This is a genomic window from Nonomuraea sp. GTA35 (assembly GCF_041950525.1).
Lineage (GTDB): Bacteria > Actinomycetota > Actinomycetes > Streptosporangiales > Streptosporangiaceae > Nonomuraea.
Genome location: NZ_JBGNUV010000012.1, coordinates 242,766 through 258,972 on the forward strand (window position 1 = coordinate 242,766; position 16,207 = coordinate 258,972).

Below are 16,207 nucleotides of genomic sequence, written 5' to 3' on the forward strand. Positions count from 1 at the left end.
GGCGAAAAGCCCGGCCAGTACGACGATTCCCGTGCCGATTGAAACCAGGAGAACCCGGAGAATCCGCCGCCTCTTCCGCATTCCGCTACCACCGCCACTCCGCACCCTCGACCCCCTCGTCAACCTTCGTCCAACCCCCGCAAGCTGGGCGAATGGTAAGGGTAAACGATCGACAATGGTGCCTAGTCCCTCAGCGATAGTACGTCTACCGGACCTCGCGACGCGGAACATCGGCGACCAAAGGCAGCACGCGGTAGGGAACCGGAGTGTCCAGTGCGATGATCGAATTAGTCCGGAGTACGCCCTGTACGTCGACGATGCGATCGATAACCCGCTGTAAATCGGCGTTCGTTCTGGCGACCACGCGGCACAGCAGATCGCTGTCGCCGGTGATCGTGTGCACCTCCAGCACCTCCGGAATGCGGGCCAGCCGGTCGGCCACCGGGTCGTGCCCGGCCACCTGCCTGATCTCCATGCTGACGAACGCGGTGACGTCGTAGCCGAGCGCGGCGGGCGACACGTCGGGGCCGAAGCCGGTGATCACTCCCCTGTCCATGAGCCGGTCGAGCCGGGCCTGGACCGTGCCACGGGCCACGCCGAGCCGCCGCGAGCACTCCAGCACGCCCAGCCGGGGCTCGGCGGTCAGCAGGGCGATCAGCCGGGAGTCGAGCTCGTCGATCGTCGTCATGCTGTACAGAAATACCCCACCGAGCGCCTGATGACTAGGCAGATTGTCCACTCATTGAGGTAACTGTTGCGCAACTCGTCCAGGAAAATAAACAGTTAACGGTATGAGTGATGTCTTTCCGGTCAACGGCATGGACGCCGTGGTGTTCGCCGTGGGGAACGCCAGGCAGGCGGCCCACTACTACTCGACCGCGTTCGGCATGCGGCTCGTGGCCTACAGGGGGCCGGAGAACGGCAGCCCCGACGTGGCCGCGTACGTGCTGACCTCGGGCAGCGCCACCTTCGAGCTGCGGGCCTCGATCCGGCCGGGCACCGACCTGGCGCGGCACGTTGCGGAGCACGGTGACGGGGTCATCGACCTGGCCATCGAGGTGCCCGACGTGGAGGCCGGCTACGCCTACGCCGTCGCCCACGGGGCGAAGGGGCTGGTGGAGCCGCACACGATGGAGGACGAGCACGGCAAGGTGGTGCTCGCGGCCATCGCCACGTACGGCGAGACCCGGCACACCCTGGTCGACAGGTCCAACTACGGCGGCCCCTACCTGCCCGGCTACGCGCCCGCCGAGCCGCTGGTCGCGCCGCCCGCGACGAAGAACGGGCGGCTGTTCCAGGCGGTCGACCACTGCGTCGGCAACGTCGAGCTGGGCAAGATGGACGAGTGGGTGGAGTTCTACCGCAAGGTGATGGGCTTCACGAACATGGCCGAGTTCATCGGCGACGACATCGCCACCGAGTACTCGGCGCTCATGTCGAAGGTGGTGGCCGACGGCACGCGCAAGGTCAAGTTCCCGCTCAACGAGCCGGCCGTCAGCCGCAAGAAGTCGCAGATCGACGAGTACCTCGAGTTCTACGGCGGGCCCGGCGTGCAGCACATCGCGCTGGCCACCAACGACATCCTGACCACGGTCGACCACATGCGGGCCGCCGGGGTGAGCTTCCTGCGGACGCCCGACTCGTACTACGACGACCCCGAGCTGCGCGCGCGCATCGGGCAGGTGCGGGCCCCGATCGAGGAGCTGAAGAAGCGGGGCATCCTCGTGGACCGCGACGAGGACGGCTACCTGCTGCAGATCTTCACCCAGCCCGTGCAGGACCGGCCCACGGTCTTCTTCGAGCTCATCGAGCGGCACGGCTCGCTCGGGTTCGGCAAGGGCAACTTCAAGGCGCTGTTCGAGGCGATCGAGCGGGAGCAGGAACGCAGGGGCAACCTTTAGTTTGTCCCGACTTAGTGGTGGTCATCCAGACAACATGGGATTGCCGCCACCGGGGCTGGCGGGACGCTGGCGGCGGCTGTTCGCCGGCGTCCTCGACTGGCTCGTGATCAACATCGCCGCCGCGCCGTTCAACTGGACGAGCTGGGACTACGTCTGGAACGAGAACCGGGGCGACTGGGAACGCTACCCCGTCGAGCACACCTTCGTGGCCGGCCTGGTGGCGTTCCTGTACTTCTGGCTGCTGCACGCCTTCTGGAACGGTCAGACCCTGGGCAAGAAGCTGTTCGGTCTCCGTGTCGTGTCCGAGTACGGCGGGAGGATAGGGGTGGGCCAGGCAGCGGTCAGGCAGGCCGTGTTCACCGTGCTCGGGTGGTTGTGCTGCGTCGGCATCCTGGTGGATCTCGGCTGGATCCTCTTCGACCCCCGGAAACAGGCCGTACACGACAAGGCGGCGAGGACGGTCGTCGTGAATGCCTGACTCAGCGTAATATTCAGGTCACGAAGTGAAGGGGGCTCGTACGCTCATGCGTTCCGACAGGCGCGGGGTGGCCATGCTGGCGACGCTCATCAGCGTGCTGGCCTGCTCGCCCGCCGACGAGCCCACCCCGCCCGCCGCCGGGCAGGGCGTCGTCGACCGGCGCGCGGGCGCGCCCGGCATCGGCGACCCCGACTTCCCCGGCGACGGCAACGGCGGCTACGACGTCTCCCACTACGACCTGGTCGTCGACTACACCCCCGCCACCAGGCGGCTCGACGGCGTCACCACGATCCGCGCCTCCGCCACCCAGGAGCTGTCCAGCTTCAACCTCGACCTGACCGGGCTCGACGTGCGCGACGTCGCCGTCGACAACGCACCCGCGACGTTCACCAGGAAGGGCGACGAGCTGACCGTGCGGCCCGCCAGGGCGATCGCCGACGACACGCCCTTCACCGTCAAGGTCGCCTACGCCGGGCTGCCCAAGCCGGCCAAGGACAACGCCAACCTCGGCACCTACGGCTTCATCCCCACGCCCGACGGCGCGTTCGTGGCCTCCGAGCCCAACGGCTCCAAGACCTGGTTCCCCAACAACGACCATCCCGCCGACAAGGCCACGTTCGACTTCACGATCACCGTGCCCGCCGGGGTGACCGCGCTGGCCAACGGCGAGCTGGCCGGGCAGCCCACCACCTCGGGCGGAAAGACCACCTACCGCTGGCGCGAGCGCCACCCGATGGCGACCTACCTGGCCACGGCCACGGTGGGCAAGTTCGACCTGCGCCAGGGCAGCACCGCCGCCGGCATCCCCAACCTGGCCGCCGCCGACCCCAGGTTCAAGGGCTCGCTCGATCCGCTCTACACGCTCTCCGGGCAGATCACCGACTACTGGGCGACGGTGTTCGGCCCCTACCCGTTCTCCTCGACCGGCGGCGTCGTCGACGACTACTCCGCCGGCTACGCGCTGGAGAACCAGACCAAGCCGCTGTACGGCGGCTTCCAGCCCGACGAGACGATCATCGCGCACGAGCTGGCGCACCAGTGGTTCGGCAACAGCCTGACCATCAAGCGCTGGAAGGACCTCTGGCTCAACGAGGGCTTCGCCACGTACGCGGAGTGGCTGTGGGCCGAGCACAAGGGCACGAAAACGGCGGAGGCCACGTTCAAGGAGCTGCTCAACCGGCCCGCCACCGACCCGATGTGGACCTATCCCCCCGGCCGCGCCAAGCCCGACGACCTGTTCAACCAGTCCGTCTACACCCGCGGCGGCATGACCCTGCACGCCCTGCGCAGGGCCATCGGCGACCCCACGTTCTTCACCCTGCTCAAGGCCTGGGCCGCCGAGCACCGCTACGGTCATGTGACGACGGAGGAGTTCGTCGCGCTCGCCGAGCGGCTGTCCGGCAAGAACCTCGACGCCCTCTTCGACGCCTGGCTCTTCCAGCCACGCAAACCCGCCTGACCTGCGGGGAAACGCTTCGCGTCGCCCGGCCCAAGTACAGGGTGCAAGGGCGAACGACGAAGGGAGCGAGGCCTGTGCGCCTCAACGAGGACCCTGTGGCCTTCGAGGCCTTCTATCGCCGCCACGTCGATGCCGTGCTGAAGTTCGTGGTCCGGCGGGTGAGTGATCCTCACCTCGCCGCCGACCTGACGGCGGACATCTTCCTGGCGGTTCTGGACTCCGCGGACACGTACGTGCCGGGGCGCGGCAGCGAGATCGCCTGGCTGTACGGCATCGCGCGCAACGTCGTGTCGGCCCAGTACCGCAAGGCGACCCGGGAGGCGCGGGCGACCGGCCGCCTCGCAGGCCGTCGCCTGATGGACGACGACGACCTCACGCGGATGGAGGAGCGGATCGACGCCGAGCGCCAGATGCGCAGCGCTCTGGAGGCCATGGAGGGCCTGCCGGAGGGCGAGCGCGCGGTGCTGGAGCTCGTGGCGATCGACCAGCTCACCGTCACCGAGGCCGCCAAGGCGCTGGGCATCAGGCAGGTGACCGCGCGGGTCCGGCTGCACAGGGCCAGGCGTGCCCTCGAACACTTCACCTCGCCCTCGGCTGTGTATTCGGAAGGACGGGCATGAGCGACTTCGAAGATCGTCTTCTCGGTGCACTCAAGGAAGAGATCACGACGAGGAAGGCGGAGAACAGGATGACGACTGTTGCACCGGCCGGCAGGCGCCGCTGGGTAGGGCTGTCCGCCGCGGTGGCGGGGGTCGCGGCGGCCGCCACCGCTGCGGTGGTGGTGGCGACCGGCGTCACCGGCGGCCCGGCGTACGCGGTGACCAGGGGCGCCGACGGCGGGGTCGGCGTGGAGATCAACGCGTTCACCGATCCCGAGGGGCTGGAGGCCGACCTGGCCGGGGCCGGGATCAAGGCGGTGGTGGACTACCTGCCGCAGGGGCAGGTCTGCAAGCAGCCACGGGGCACGCACGGGGGCGGCTCCGGGCAGTTCTCCGGGAGCATCGGCCGGCAGGGCGACGGGATCAGCTTCAGGATCGAGAAGGGGCAGGTGCCGGCGGGGTCCACGCTGGTGCTGACCGTCTCGAAGAGCAAGGACGGCGACGACCGGCCGCCGTTCGCCACCACGCTGGAGATCGTCCAGGGCGCGGTGTCGGAGTGCGAGCCCACCTCGATGCCGGTGCCGGCTGACGGTGGCGGCACCACGGAGAAGCAGGACCAGGGGCCCGGCTTCGACACGGGCACGGAGCAGCGGGACGAGGGGCCGAGCCTGGACAGCAAGACCGGCTGACACCCCCTGCACCCGGGCCCGGCGGCCCTCCCGAGCAGCCTCGGGGCCGCCGGGCCCGGGTCATGCATCGACGACCACCGGGCGCGCGCCACGCATGGGCTATCAGGCGTCCTGGGCGGGCCAGTAGGTGTCGCCCGACAGGAGCAGCGCCGCGGCGCCGATGAGGCCGGCCTCCTGTCCGAGGGCGGCGGGCAGCACCTTCACCCGGCGGGCGAACCCCATCCTGGCGTGCTCCCGCAGCGCCTCCTCCAGCGGGCCGAACAGCGGCTCGCCCGCCTGGGACAGGCCGCCGCCGATCGTGATGACGTCGAGGTCGCACAGGTGGGTGGCGGAGGCGATGGCCACGCCGAGCGCCCGCCCGGCGCGGCGCAGGGCCCGCGACGCGATCGGATCCCCTGCTCGCGCGTCGGCCGCCAACTGCCGCGCCGTCACGACCCGATCCTCCGGGTACGCCCCGCTTCCATCCTCCGGGTACGCCCCACTTCCCGCCGCACCGCCCCCAGCAACGCCATCCCCCACCACCTGCGGCACCGCCACACTGGCCACCGCCACATCACCGGCGCCAGGGATCGCGCCGGCCACCGCCACCTCATGGGCCACATCACACGCCACATCACGCGCCACCGTGCCTGGCACCACGCCAGGCACCGCGCCAGGCACCGCGCCAGGCACCCACCCCTGCTCCAGAGCCCATGCGACCAGCGCCGGCCCCCGGGCTACGGCCTCCAGGCAGCCGTGGCCGCCGCACCCGCAGCGCGGGCCGCCCGCAGGCTCGACCACCACGTGCCCGATGTGCCCGGCGTTCCCGGTGCGCCCGTGGAGGAGCCGCCCGTTCAGGATCAGCCCGCCGCCCACCCCCGTGGACACCACCATGCCGAGCATGTCGTCGCTTCCCCGCCCGGCCCCCAGCCAGTGCTCGGCCACGGCCAGGCAGACCGCGTCGTTGTGGAGGCGTACCGGCACGGAGGGGAACAGCGCGGCCAGCCGGGCACGCAGCGGGAAGCCGCGCCAGCCGGGGATGTTCAGCGGCGAGACCTCCCCGTCGGGCCAGGTCAGCGGCCCGCCACAGCCCACACCCACCCCCTCGGCGGAGGACGCCAGCGGTGAGACGAGGCCGGCGAGCGTCCGCCACAGGGTCTCGGCGTCCGCGCCCTGCGGCGTGGCGGCACTGCGGGCCGCGGCCACCGTGCCGTCGCGGGTCACCAGGCCGGCAGCCATCTTGGTGCCCCCGACGTCGATGGCCAGGATCACGGGCGGCGGCCGTCCGGGATCGAGATCCGGCCGCGGCCCCCGTCCAGGACCGAGGCCCGCCCGCAGCGGCCGTCCGGGATCACGAGCCGCCCGGGGCGCTGGAGAACACCAGGACGGACGCCGTGAACCCGTGCACGTGGTTGTGCCCCGCCACCGGCCCCACCTCCCCGGCCGCGAAGAAGCCGGCCACGCCGATGGGCCCCAGCGTGTCGCGCAGCGCGACCGGGTCGTGGTCGGCCGTGCCGAACATCGCCGACCCCCGCCCGTTGCAGGAGAACAGCAGCGCCCCGTCCACCTTGCCGAGCTCCTCGCGATGGGCGTCGAGCAGGTCGTACAGGTCCTCGTCGGCGGTGGCCGCGTCACGCACCTGGAAGCGCACGGTCCTGCCGACCTCCACGATGTCGCCGATCGCCACGGCCTCGCGGTCCGGGTCGATGCCGATGACCCCCCTGATGAGGAAGTCGCCGCGTTCGTGGCGTTCTGCGTACTCGTCCATGGCCAGCCCGATCTGCAGCCCGGACGCGACCAGCTCGCGATCGTCCTCGTCCAGCTCGCTGACGATGTCCTCCAGCCGGGCCAGCGCGGGCTGCCCTGCCAGCTCCAGCAGCAGGTTGTCCTCGGACGCGGTGACCACCATGCTCGGCCCGATCGGCCGGCAGCCCTGGCTGACCACGGTGCTCACCTTGATCGGCCCGCTGAGCAGCACGCCGATGGCGCCCTCGGTGTAGATCTCGCCGTCGGCGAACAACCGTACGGAGCCCCGTCCCTGCAGCCCGTTGGCCAGCCCGCCGATCAGCGGCAGGTCGCCCAGCACGTCGACCGAGCGCTCGACGAAGGCGTCGGTCGGGAAGCTGTACGGGTCGGCCAGCAGGATCGCCACATGATCGTCGCCGCCGCGCTCCGGCAGCCCGACCACCACGAACCGGTCCTCGGCCGCCAGCGTCTCCAGCGCGAACGTGGTCAGCCGCGCCCCGTCCAGGGTCGCCGCCCACGCGCTCACGGCAGGCGTCAGCTCCACCCCTTGCCCGTCGCCGATCACCCCTGTCGCGCTGCATCCGATCACGTGCGCCTCGGGCGCGAGCTTCATCGCGGCCTGGCCGGCCCGCGCGACGTCGTCGGGATCGTCGCCACAGATGAAGAAGCAGACCAGATCTGCTTGGCCGCTGAGCCTCGACAGTGCCTGACCGACGGCATGCTCCGCGGCCTCCACCAGGTCGGAACCCACGGCGAGGCCGTCGGCGAAGCGGCTTGTCATCAAGGCCACGGATCTCGCCTCCCTCGACATGTCCAAGTTCCCTAGGCCCGATTCTCCCCACTAAAGGGACAAGCACGCACACGAACCGTCACGCAATAGTCAAGATCCGAAATCTCCGCCAGATGCGAAAGTCTCTGCCACATTCCTCGCGGGGGACGTAGTCTCGATCCCGTGCATCAGCCACGTATTCTCCGCGAGTTGCGAGAGAGCGGCCACGTTCATCGCACCGTCAAGGCCGAGATCCGGGAAAACCTGCTGGCCAGGCTGCGCGCGGGAGAGCCGCGCTTCCCCGGCATCGTGGGCTTCGACGACACCGTCCTGCCACATCTGGAGCGGGCCCTGCTCGCCGGGCACGATCTGGTCCTCCTCGGCGAGCGCGGGCAGGGCAAGACCCGGCTCATCCGCACCGTCACCGGCCTGCTCGACGAGTGGACGCCGGTGGTCGAGGGCTGCGAGATCAACGACCACCCGTACGCGCCGGCCTGCACGCGCTGCCAGAAGCTGGCGCGCGAGCTGGGCGACGAGCTGCCTGTGGCGTGGAAGCACCGGGACGAGCGCTACGGCGAGAAGCTCGCCACGCCCGACACCTCCGTGGGCGACCTGATCGGTGACGTCGACCCCATCAAGATCGCCGAGGGGCGCACGCTGGGCGACCCCGAGACGGTCCACTACGGCCTGGTGCCGCGCACCAACCGGGGCGTCTTCTCCGTCAACGAGCTGCCCGACCTGGCCGAGCGCATCCAGGTGTCGCTGCTCAACGTCCTGGAGGAGCGCGACATCCAGGTACGCGGCTACAACCTGCGGCTGCCTCTCGACATCCTGCTCATCGCCAGCGCCAACCCCGAGGACTACACCAACCGCGGCCGGATCATCACGCCGCTGAAGGACCGGTTCGGCGCCGAGATCCGCACCCACTACCCCTTGACCGTCGAACACGAGCTCGCGCTCATCCGCCAGGAGTCCATGCCGGACATCGGGGCCGACGTCCCCGAGCACCTGGTCGAGGTGATCGCCCGCTTCACCCGGCTGGTCCGCGAGTCGACCGCCGTGGACGCCCGTTCCGGCGTGTCGGCCCGCTTCGCCATCGCCGCGGCCGAGACCGCGGCCGCCTCCGCCGTGCGCCGGGCGGCGATCGCCGGCGAGGAGCAGGCGGTCACGCGCGTGGTGGACCTGGGCTGCGTGGTGCACAGCCTGCGGGGCAAGGTGGAGTTCGAGGTCAGCGAGGAGGGCAGGGAGACCGAGATCCTGGCCCACCTGCTGCGCCGGGCGACGGCCGAGACGTTCAGGAGCCGGTTGGGCGGCATGGACCTGTCGGCGCTGACCGACAAGTTCGCCGAGGGCAACCAGGTGGAGTCCGGCGAGCTGGTGCCGGCCGGCGAGCTGCTGCACCGCGTCGGCCCCGTGGCCGGGCTGGCCAAGGTCATGTCGCGGCTGGGCATGGGCGCGGGCGAGGAGTCGCCGGGGCACGCCGCGGCGGCCCTGGAGTTCACCCTTGAGGGGCTTTACCTCATGCGGCGGCTGTCCAAGGAAGACCTTGACGGCATAACTGTTTACCGGACGTGAACAGATCGGCGGTCTCCCGCGTCATAGTGGTTAGCTGATCACGTTTGTTCGGGGGAGACCGTCCATGCGCCTGCTCGTCGCCTGTGCCACCGCCGCCGCCACCGTTTCCCTGAGCACGCCCGCCGAGGCCGCCGTTCCCCTGAGTACGCCGGCCGAGGCCGCCACCGCCGTGTACGGCTTCGCCTGGGCCGACGGCAAGGGGCACCTGCGGCTCGTGCCGAAGTCCGCCACCCGGGCCTCGAAGAGGTCCTACACGTTCAAGACCCTCCACCGGGCCTTGGAGCTGCGGCTCGACTACACCAAGGCCGCGTACGGGCGGGTCACGGTCGCGTGCGACCTGGTGGAGACCGAGGGCAGGATCGCCGTGGACGGCAGGGGCCTGGGGCGCACGAAGTGCGGGCCGGGCGACCTGACCGAGACGCTGGCGCGCGGCCCGGTGCCCGTACGGGTCGAGTACCGGGGCGGGAAGGCCACGCGCGTCAACGAGATCCTGATCGCCGACTGGGGCAGCCCGCGCACGGCCCGCGGCACCGTCAAGCGGGTCAACGACACGGCCGTGCTGTTCACGGCGGGCGGCAGGACGATCAAGCTCGGCTACACGTACACGACGGCCTTCCACCGCACCACCGCCAGGTGCGGTGACGGCTGGCTGACCGGCAGGCCGGTGAACGCGGACAGGAACGGCCTGGGCAAGAAGCCGTGCACGTGGACGGATCTCACGAAGGCGCTCAAGGGCACCCGGCACCCGGTCTTGGTGAAGGTCGACTACACGCCGGGCGTGGACGCGCTGAACGAGGTGTGGGAGGTCTTCGGCGACGCCTGAAACGACCCGCCAGGGGATTTCTCGGGTTAGCGTGGGTTTGTGATGGCCTTTCGCTATGGCGAGTACCACGACGGCCCCGACCCCCTGGCCCCTCCCTATGACGTACGGGCGGCGCTCGACGAGATGGGCGACGCCATCCTGTCGGGCTCGACGCCGGTCCACGCCCTGCGCGACCTGCTCAAGCGCGGCCTGCCCGGCGCGCAGGAGCGCCGCGGGCTCGACGACATGCTCAGGGAGGTCCGCAAGCGCCGCCGTGACCTGCGCGAGCGCGGGCGGCTCGACGGCACGCTGGAGCGGGCCAGGGCCCTGCTGGACAAGGCGATCGGGCAGGAGCGGGCCGAGCTGTTCCCCGACCCGTCCGACGACGCGCGGCTGCGGGAGGCCGGGCTCGACGCGCTGCCCGAGGACACGGCCAGCGCGATCCAGGAGCTGAGCACCTACGACTGGCGCTCGCCGGCGGCCCGCCAGACCTTCGAGGAGCTGCGGGACCTGCTGCGCAGGGAGGTGCTGGACAGCCAGTTCAAGGGCCTGCGCGACGCGCTGGCCAACCCCGACCCGCAGGCGATGGAGCGCATCCGGCAGATGATGTCGGACCTCAACGACATGCTCGACAAGGACGCCAGGGGCGAGCACACCCAGGCCGACTTCGATGACTTCATGGCCAAACATGGGGACCTGTTCCCCGAGAAGCCCCGCAACCTGGACGAGCTCGTCGACATCCTGGCCCGCCGCGCCGCCGCCACGCAGCGCATGCTGGCCTCGATGACCCCGCGCCAGCGCGAGGAGCTGAGCAACCTCATCAACCAGACCCTCGACCAGGCGGGCCTGTCCGACCAGATGCGCCGCCTCGGCGAGGCCCTCTACGCCCGCCGCCCCGACCTGGCCTGGAACGCCCCCGAGCGCCTCACCGGCGAGGAGCCCCTGGCCATGGGCGACGCCGTGACGGCGCTGGAGGAGCTGGCCGACCTCACCCAGCTCGAGACCGCCCTGCGCCAGGACTACCCGGGCGCGCGGCTCGACGACATCGACGAGGACGCCGTACGCCGCGCGCTCGGCCGCTCCGCGGTGGACGACCTGGAGGCGCTCAAGCGCATCGAGCGCGAGCTGGAGGAGCAGGGTTACCTGCTGCGCCGGCGCGGCAAGCTGGAGCTCACCCCGAAGGCCGTGCGCCGCCTGGGCGAGACCGCGCTGCGCCGGGTCTTCTCCTCGCTCGACGGGGGCCGCCGGGGCGACCACGACCAGCACGACGCGGGCTCGGCCGGCGAGCTGACCGGCTCGTCGCGGCCGTGGCGGTTCGGCGACGAGCAGCCGATCGACGTCGTGCGCACGCTGGTGAACGGGGTGCGCAGCGGCGGCGTCACCCTCGGCGATCGGGTCGGGGTGCGGCTGTCGGTGGACGACTTCGAGGTGGCCGAGACCGAGCGCCGCAGCGCCGCGGCTGTCTGCCTGCTGGTGGACCTGTCGTACTCGATGGCCCTGCGCGGCACCTGGGCCGCCGCCAAGCAGACGGCGCTGGCCCTGCAGGCGCTGGTGGCCTCCAAGTTCCCGCAGGACGCCGTGCAGATCATCGGCTTCTCCAACTACGCCAGGGTCCTGCAGCCGGACGAGCTGGCGGGCCTCGACTGGGACATGGTCCAGGGCACGAACCTGCACCACGCCCTGCTCATCGCCGGCCGCCACCTCGACCGCCACCCCGACTTCGAGCCGGTGGTGCTGGTGGTCACCGACGGCGAGCCCACGGCGCACCTCATGCGCAACGGCCAGTCGGCGTTCGAGTGGCCGCCGTCGCACGAGACGCTGGAGCTGACGCTGGCCGAGGTGGACAAGATGACCCGGCGGCGGGCGACGATCAACGTCTTCATGCTGGCGGCGGACGACCGGCTCAAGGAGTTCGTGGACGAGGTGGCCCGCAGGAACGGCGGCCGGGTCTTCTCACCGAGCGCGGAACGGCTCGGCGAGTACGTCGTCAGCGACTTCCTGCGCCTGCGCCGCTCCCGGTGAGGCCGGCCACCTCGGCGGCCGGCTGATCCCGGAAAAACTGTCGGTGCCGGGTGGCAGACTCGCCGGTCATGGATGACATCGTGCTGCTCAGGGACGTGACCGAGGCCGACCTGGAGGTGCTCTTCGAGCAGGAGCACGACCCGGAGGCCGTGCGGCGGTCGCGGTTCGCTCCCCGGGAGCGGGAGGCGTTCATGCACCACTGGAAGACGCGCATCCTCGGCGACCCGACCGTGTTCGTGCAGGCCGTCATGGTGGGAGGCGAGCTGGCGGGCAACCTGGTGGCCTGGTGGGAGGGGGATCGGCGCTTCATCGGCTACTGGTTCGGCCGGGCGTTCTGGGGGCGCGGCATCGGCACCCGCGCGCTCGGGCTCTTCCTGGACAAGGAGCCGGCCCGGCCCCTGTACGCCGATCCGTTCCACGGCAACACCGCGTCGGTGCGGCTGCTGGAGAGACACGACTTCGAGCGGGCGGGGACGGTGCGGCACGGCGACGACGAGCACGTCCTGCTGGTGCTCCACCCGTCGCGGGCCCGCCGCACGGACGAGACCTCCGGCAACCGCCGGACCGCGCACGCCTACGTCGACAGCGCGGAGCGACGCGACTGGGAGGCGTTCGCCGCCCTGCTCGCCGAGGACGTGGTCTACGAGATGCCGCAGACCCGGGAGCGCATCCGCGGCAAGCGGCCCTTCCTCCGGTTCAACATGGAGTATCCAGGCGACTGGCACCTGAAGGTCAGGCGGATCGTCGCGGACGGCCGCCATGCCGCGGCCTGGCTCGACACCCGGGTCGGCGACGAGCAGCAGGACGCCTGCGTGTGGTTCGAGTTCTCGGACGAGGGCCTGATCAGCCGGGTCACCGACTTCTGGCCCGAGCCGTACGAGCCGCCCGCCGGCCGCGAGCACCTCGTGGAGCGCTGGTAGGCCGGTCGCCGCTCGGCGCGCACCCGGAAACCTCGCTCAGTGCCCCACTTCGAGCACCAGCTTGCCGGTGGTGCGGCCGGACTCGATGCGGCGGTGCGCCTGCGCGGCCTGCTCCAGCGGCAGCGACTCGACCCGCACCCGCAGCTCCCCGCTCGCGGCCCCGGCCACGACCCGGCGCAGCGCCTGCCCCGCGGTCTCCGGGAAGGCGGCGGAGAACGCGGCCAGGTTGAACCCGGAGACCGTCTTGTTGGTCAGCCACAGCTCGTTGGCCGGGATGCCGACGTCCTCCGCGCCGGAGGCGTTGCCCATCACGACCAGCCGCCCCATCGGCGCGAGCAGGTCCAGGCTGCCGCGGCGGGCCGCGCCGCCCACCATGTCCACCACGACGTCGAACCGCCCCGCCCCGGCCGCCTCCTCCCGCAGCACGACCTCGTCGTACCCGAACGCCCTGGCGGCCTCGATCTTGGCCGGGCTGCCCACGGTGCCCACCACGCGGCCCGCCCCCAGCAGCCGGGCGGCCTGCCCGAGCTGGCTGCCCACGCCGCCGGCCGCCGCGTGCACCAGCACGCTCTCCCCCGGCTCGATGCGAGCCACCCGGTCGAGCACCAGGAACGCCGTCGTGCTGTTGGACGGCAGCGCCGCCGCGACGCCCAGCTCCAGCTCGTAACCGTCCAGCGGGGCCACCAGCTCGGCGGAGGTGACCACCACCTCGGCGTACCCGCCGCTGTCCACGATCGTCAGCGCGGCGACCGGCTGCCCCGCGCGCAGCCCCTCGACACCGGGGCCCAGCGCCCGGACGCGGCCGGACACCTCGATCCCGGGCACGAACGGCAGCGGCACGTCCGCCAGCCCCTGCCGGTAGAGGATCTCGGCGAAGTTGGCGCCCGCGTACGCCACGTCGATGGAGACCTGCCCCGGCCCTGGCTCGGGGATCTCGACCTCGTCGAGCCGGAGGACGTCGGCGCCGCCGAATTCGGGAATCGTGATTGCCTTCATGCCGTCCATCGTGCTGGGACGGCTGCGGGCGAGGCAGTGTCAGCTCATCCTGGGTGTACGGCCACCAGGCTCTCCACCTTCTCCTTCGTGTCGGTGTCGGGGTCGGGCGTGTGCAGCACCACGTTCAGATCCGCCCGGTCCGGCAGCCGGAACAGCGAGTACTCGAAGACGAGGTTCCCGGCCTCGGGGTGGGTGATCGCCTTGATCCCCTGCGAGCGGGAGCGCACGTCGGGCCGTGCCCACAACTGGGCGAACTCCGGGCTGGCCGCGCGCAGCCCTTCGGCGATCTCCCCGAAGACCGGGTCGTCGGGATACCGGGCGGCTCCGGCGCGGAAGTCGGCCACCATGTCCGGCGCGAACTCGTGCCACGCGGTGAACCGGCCCCGGTAGATGGGATGGGTGAAGAACGCCACCATGCAGTTGCGTACGTCGTCGTCGTAGCCGAACACCCACCGGGAGGCGTCGTTCATGGCCACCAGGTTGTAGTGCCGGTCCAGCACGTGCGCCGGGTTGGGCATCCACGCCTCCAGCACGGCCCTGAGCTGGTCGTTCACCGGCGCACCCGGCTGCCCGGCCGGGTCCGGCGGGTTCAGCCCGGCCAGCACGTACAGGTGCGTGCGCTCCGCCTCGTCCAGCAGCAACGCGCGGGCGACCGCGTCGAGCACGGCGTCGGAGACCTTGATGTCGCGCCCCTGCTCCAGCCAGGTGTACCAGGACACCCCGACCCCGGCGAGCACGGCCACCTCTTCCCGCCGCAGCCCGGGTGTACGGCGGCGGCCTCCGGCGGGCATGCCGACGTCGGCGGGTGTGAGCGCTTCGCGCTTGGCCCGCAGGAACTCCTTGAGCTGGTCGCGGCGGCGTTGACTGGCAGTCACGAAACACACCATAAGCGACAATCAACCTCAAGCATCCGCTTGCGCCGCGTCCCTTGTAACGGTTGTCGCCATCGATCGAAGATGACATTCAGCCCGACGTCTCGGGCGAGGCCAGAGATGATCGGTTGGCGATGGACAGGACGTTCTGGGACGAGGCGGACCGGCTCCTCATCCGCTACGGAGCCGGCTTCACCCCACGAGTCATCGAGCGCGCCTCCGGTGCGTACGTCTTCGACCACCACGGCACGCCGATCCTCGACTTCACCTCCGGCCAGATGAGCGCCATCCTCGGCCACGCGCACCCGGACATCGTGACCACGGTCTCGTCCGCGACGGCGTCGCTGGCCCACCTCTACAGCGGCATGCTGAGCACCCCGGTGCTGGAGCTCGCCGGCAGGCTCACCGCCACCCTGCCTCCCGAGCTGGCCAAGATGCTGCTGCTCACCACGGGCGCCGAGGCGAACGAGGCCGCGATCAAGATGGCCAAGCTCGCCACCGGCCGCTGGGAGATCGTCTCCTTCGACCGCTCCTGGCACGGCATGACCCAGGGGGCGGCCTCCGCCACCTTCTCGGCCGGCCGCCGCGGCTACGGCCCGCCGACCCCGGGCAACCTCGCGCTGCCCGCCCCCAACGCCTACCGCTCGCCGTTCCGCTCCCCCGACGGATCGCACGACTGGGAGAGCGAGCTCGCCTACGGCTTCGCCCTGGTCGACCAGCAGTCCGCGGGCAGCCTCGCCGCCTGCCTCGTCGAGCCGATCCTGTCGTCGGGCGGCATCATCGACCTGCCGCCCGGCTACCTGCGCCGCCTCAAGGAGCTGTGCGACGAGCGCGGCATGCTGCTCATCCTCGACGAGGCCCAGACCGGCCTCGGCCGCACCGGCACCATGTACGCCTTCGAACGCGACGGGGTCACCCCCGACATCCTGACCCTCTCGAAGACCCTCGGCGCCGGCCTCCCCGTGGCGGCCGTCGTCACCACCGCACGTCTCCGACCCGCTGGCCGCCGCCGTCGCGCTGACGGTCCTCGACGTCATCCACCGCGACGGCCTCGTCGCCCGCGCCTCCTACCCGAGCGACCAGCTCAGCACCCGCCTGGCGGCACTGCGCGACGGCTACGAGGTCGTGGGGGACGTCCGCGGCCGGGGCCTGCTGCAGGGCCTGGAACTGGTGAAGGACAAGCAGAGCAGGGCGCCCGCGGACGCGCTGGGCCAGGCGGTCACCTCGGCCTGCCTCGAACGGGGGCTGCACATGAACATCGTGCAGTTGCCCGGGATGGGGGGAATCTTCCGCATCGCCCCGCCTCTCACGATCAGCGAGGACGAGCTGCACACCGGCCTGGACATCCTGGAGGCGTCCATCAAGGCCGTGCTCGACGGCGCCGCGAGTTGACCGGGCCG

The 16,207-nt window shown here is 71.2% G+C and carries 14 protein-coding genes and 1 pseudogene; 10 read left to right on the forward strand and 5 right to left on the reverse strand.

Annotated elements, in window-relative coordinates; translation table 11 throughout:
- Positions 1–205 precede the first annotated feature (205 nt).
- Positions 206–688: an Lrp/AsnC family transcriptional regulator gene (locus tag ACBJ32_RS42000; protein WP_357876805.1), complete on the reverse strand. Its 483-nt coding sequence runs from the start codon at positions 686–688 to the stop codon at positions 206–208.
- A gap of 103 nt (positions 689–791) precedes the next feature.
- Between ACBJ32_RS42000 and hppD the strand changes: the two genes are divergently transcribed.
- From hppD to ACBJ32_RS42025, 5 genes are all read left to right on the forward strand, one after another.
- Complete coding sequence (gene hppD, locus ACBJ32_RS42005) at positions 792–1,901, forward strand: 4-hydroxyphenylpyruvate dioxygenase (RefSeq protein WP_375131540.1); 1,110 nt, start codon at positions 792–794, stop codon at positions 1,899–1,901.
- Between the two features lie 34 nt (positions 1,902–1,935).
- Positions 1,936–2,379, forward strand: a complete 444-nt coding sequence (locus ACBJ32_RS42010) for an RDD family protein (protein ID WP_357876799.1) — start codon at positions 1,936–1,938, stop codon at positions 2,377–2,379.
- Between the two features lie 46 nt (positions 2,380–2,425).
- The gene (locus tag ACBJ32_RS42015) at positions 2,426–3,838 is read left to right on the forward strand and encodes a M1 family metallopeptidase (RefSeq protein WP_375131541.1); all 1,413 of its coding nucleotides are present in this window, start codon (positions 2,426–2,428) and stop codon (positions 3,836–3,838) included.
- 74 nt (positions 3,839–3,912) lie between these two features.
- A complete protein-coding gene (locus tag ACBJ32_RS42020; protein WP_357876793.1) occupies positions 3,913–4,458 on the forward strand; it encodes an RNA polymerase sigma factor in 546 nt (181 codons plus the stop codon).
- Positions 4,459–4,526: 68 nt separating this feature from the next.
- Positions 4,527–5,126 (forward strand): hypothetical protein, encoded by a 600-nt coding sequence (locus ACBJ32_RS42025; protein ID WP_375131542.1) that lies wholly within the window; start codon positions 4,527–4,529, stop codon positions 5,124–5,126.
- A 102-nt stretch (positions 5,127–5,228) separates the two neighbouring features.
- Here ACBJ32_RS42025 and ACBJ32_RS42030 read toward each other — a convergent pair whose 3' ends face one another.
- Complete coding sequence (locus ACBJ32_RS42030) at positions 5,229–6,377, reverse strand: ROK family protein (RefSeq protein WP_375131543.1); 1,149 nt, start codon at positions 6,375–6,377, stop codon at positions 5,229–5,231.
- A gap of 79 nt (positions 6,378–6,456) precedes the next feature.
- Positions 6,457–7,632 carry an FIST N-terminal domain-containing protein gene (locus tag ACBJ32_RS42035; RefSeq protein ID WP_357877424.1) on the reverse strand — a complete coding sequence of 392 codons (1,176 nt, stop codon included), beginning with the start codon at positions 7,630–7,632 and terminating at the stop codon, positions 6,457–6,459.
- A gap of 198 nt (positions 7,633–7,830) precedes the next feature.
- Between ACBJ32_RS42035 and ACBJ32_RS42040 the strand changes: the two genes are divergently transcribed.
- The 4 genes from ACBJ32_RS42040 (at position 7,831) to ACBJ32_RS42055 (ending at position 12,939) form a co-directional block, all read left to right on the forward strand.
- On the forward strand, positions 7,831–9,195 hold the full coding sequence (locus ACBJ32_RS42040) for a sigma 54-interacting transcriptional regulator (protein WP_375131544.1): 1,365 nt from the start codon (positions 7,831–7,833) through the stop codon (positions 9,193–9,195).
- A gap of 64 nt (positions 9,196–9,259) precedes the next feature.
- Positions 9,260–10,018 (forward strand): hypothetical protein, encoded by a 759-nt coding sequence (locus ACBJ32_RS42045; RefSeq protein WP_375131545.1) that lies wholly within the window; start codon positions 9,260–9,262, stop codon positions 10,016–10,018.
- 42 nt (positions 10,019–10,060) lie between these two features.
- Positions 10,061–12,019: a hypothetical protein gene (locus tag ACBJ32_RS42050; protein ID WP_357876780.1), complete on the forward strand. Its 1,959-nt coding sequence runs from the start codon at positions 10,061–10,063 to the stop codon at positions 12,017–12,019.
- Positions 12,020–12,087: 68 nt separating this feature from the next.
- Positions 12,088–12,939, forward strand: a complete 852-nt coding sequence (locus ACBJ32_RS42055; RefSeq protein WP_375131546.1) for a GNAT family N-acetyltransferase — start codon at positions 12,088–12,090, stop codon at positions 12,937–12,939.
- 36 nt (positions 12,940–12,975) lie between these two features.
- Here ACBJ32_RS42055 and ACBJ32_RS42060 read toward each other — a convergent pair whose 3' ends face one another.
- Together ACBJ32_RS42060 and ACBJ32_RS42065 are read right to left on the reverse strand one after the other, a co-directional pair.
- A complete protein-coding gene (locus ACBJ32_RS42060; RefSeq protein WP_357876776.1) occupies positions 12,976–13,935 on the reverse strand; it encodes a zinc-binding dehydrogenase in 960 nt (319 codons plus the stop codon).
- Between the two features lie 44 nt (positions 13,936–13,979).
- Entirely contained in the window at positions 13,980–14,810 is an 831-nt protein-coding gene (locus ACBJ32_RS42065; RefSeq protein ID WP_375131547.1) for a helix-turn-helix transcriptional regulator, read from the reverse strand.
- Between the two features lie 131 nt (positions 14,811–14,941).
- Here ACBJ32_RS42065 and ACBJ32_RS42070 point away from each other — a divergent pair.
- Positions 14,942–16,199: pseudogene (locus ACBJ32_RS42070) on the forward strand (aspartate aminotransferase family protein).
- Positions 16,200–16,207 lie beyond the last annotated feature (8 nt).

Excerpts from the sequence above, each read along its gene's own strand:
- hppD (WP_375131540.1), top strand. The coding sequence starts at position 792 with ATGAGTGATGTCTTTCCGGTCAACGGCATGGACGCCGTGGTGTTCGCC.
- ACBJ32_RS42000 (WP_357876805.1), bottom strand. The coding sequence starts at position 688 with ATGACGACGATCGACGAGCTCGACTCCCGGCTGATCGCCCTGCTGACC.
- ACBJ32_RS42015 (WP_375131541.1), top strand. The coding sequence starts at position 2,426 with ATGCGTTCCGACAGGCGCGGGGTGGCCATGCTGGCGACGCTCATCAGC.
- ACBJ32_RS42055 (WP_375131546.1), top strand. The coding sequence starts at position 12,088 with ATGGATGACATCGTGCTGCTCAGGGACGTGACCGAGGCCGACCTGGAG.
- ACBJ32_RS42060 (WP_357876776.1), bottom strand. The coding sequence starts at position 13,935 with ATGAAGGCAATCACGATTCCCGAATTCGGCGGCGCCGACGTCCTCCGG.
- ACBJ32_RS42050 (WP_357876780.1), top strand. The coding sequence starts at position 10,061 with ATGGCCTTTCGCTATGGCGAGTACCACGACGGCCCCGACCCCCTGGCC.
- ACBJ32_RS42025 (WP_375131542.1), top strand. The coding sequence starts at position 4,527 with ATGACGACTGTTGCACCGGCCGGCAGGCGCCGCTGGGTAGGGCTGTCC.
- ACBJ32_RS42010 (WP_357876799.1), top strand. The coding sequence starts at position 1,936 with ATGGGATTGCCGCCACCGGGGCTGGCGGGACGCTGGCGGCGGCTGTTC.
- ACBJ32_RS42035 (WP_357877424.1), bottom strand. The coding sequence starts at position 7,632 with ATGACAAGCCGCTTCGCCGACGGCCTCGCCGTGGGTTCCGACCTGGTG.
- ACBJ32_RS42045 (WP_375131545.1), top strand. The coding sequence starts at position 9,260 with ATGCGCCTGCTCGTCGCCTGTGCCACCGCCGCCGCCACCGTTTCCCTG.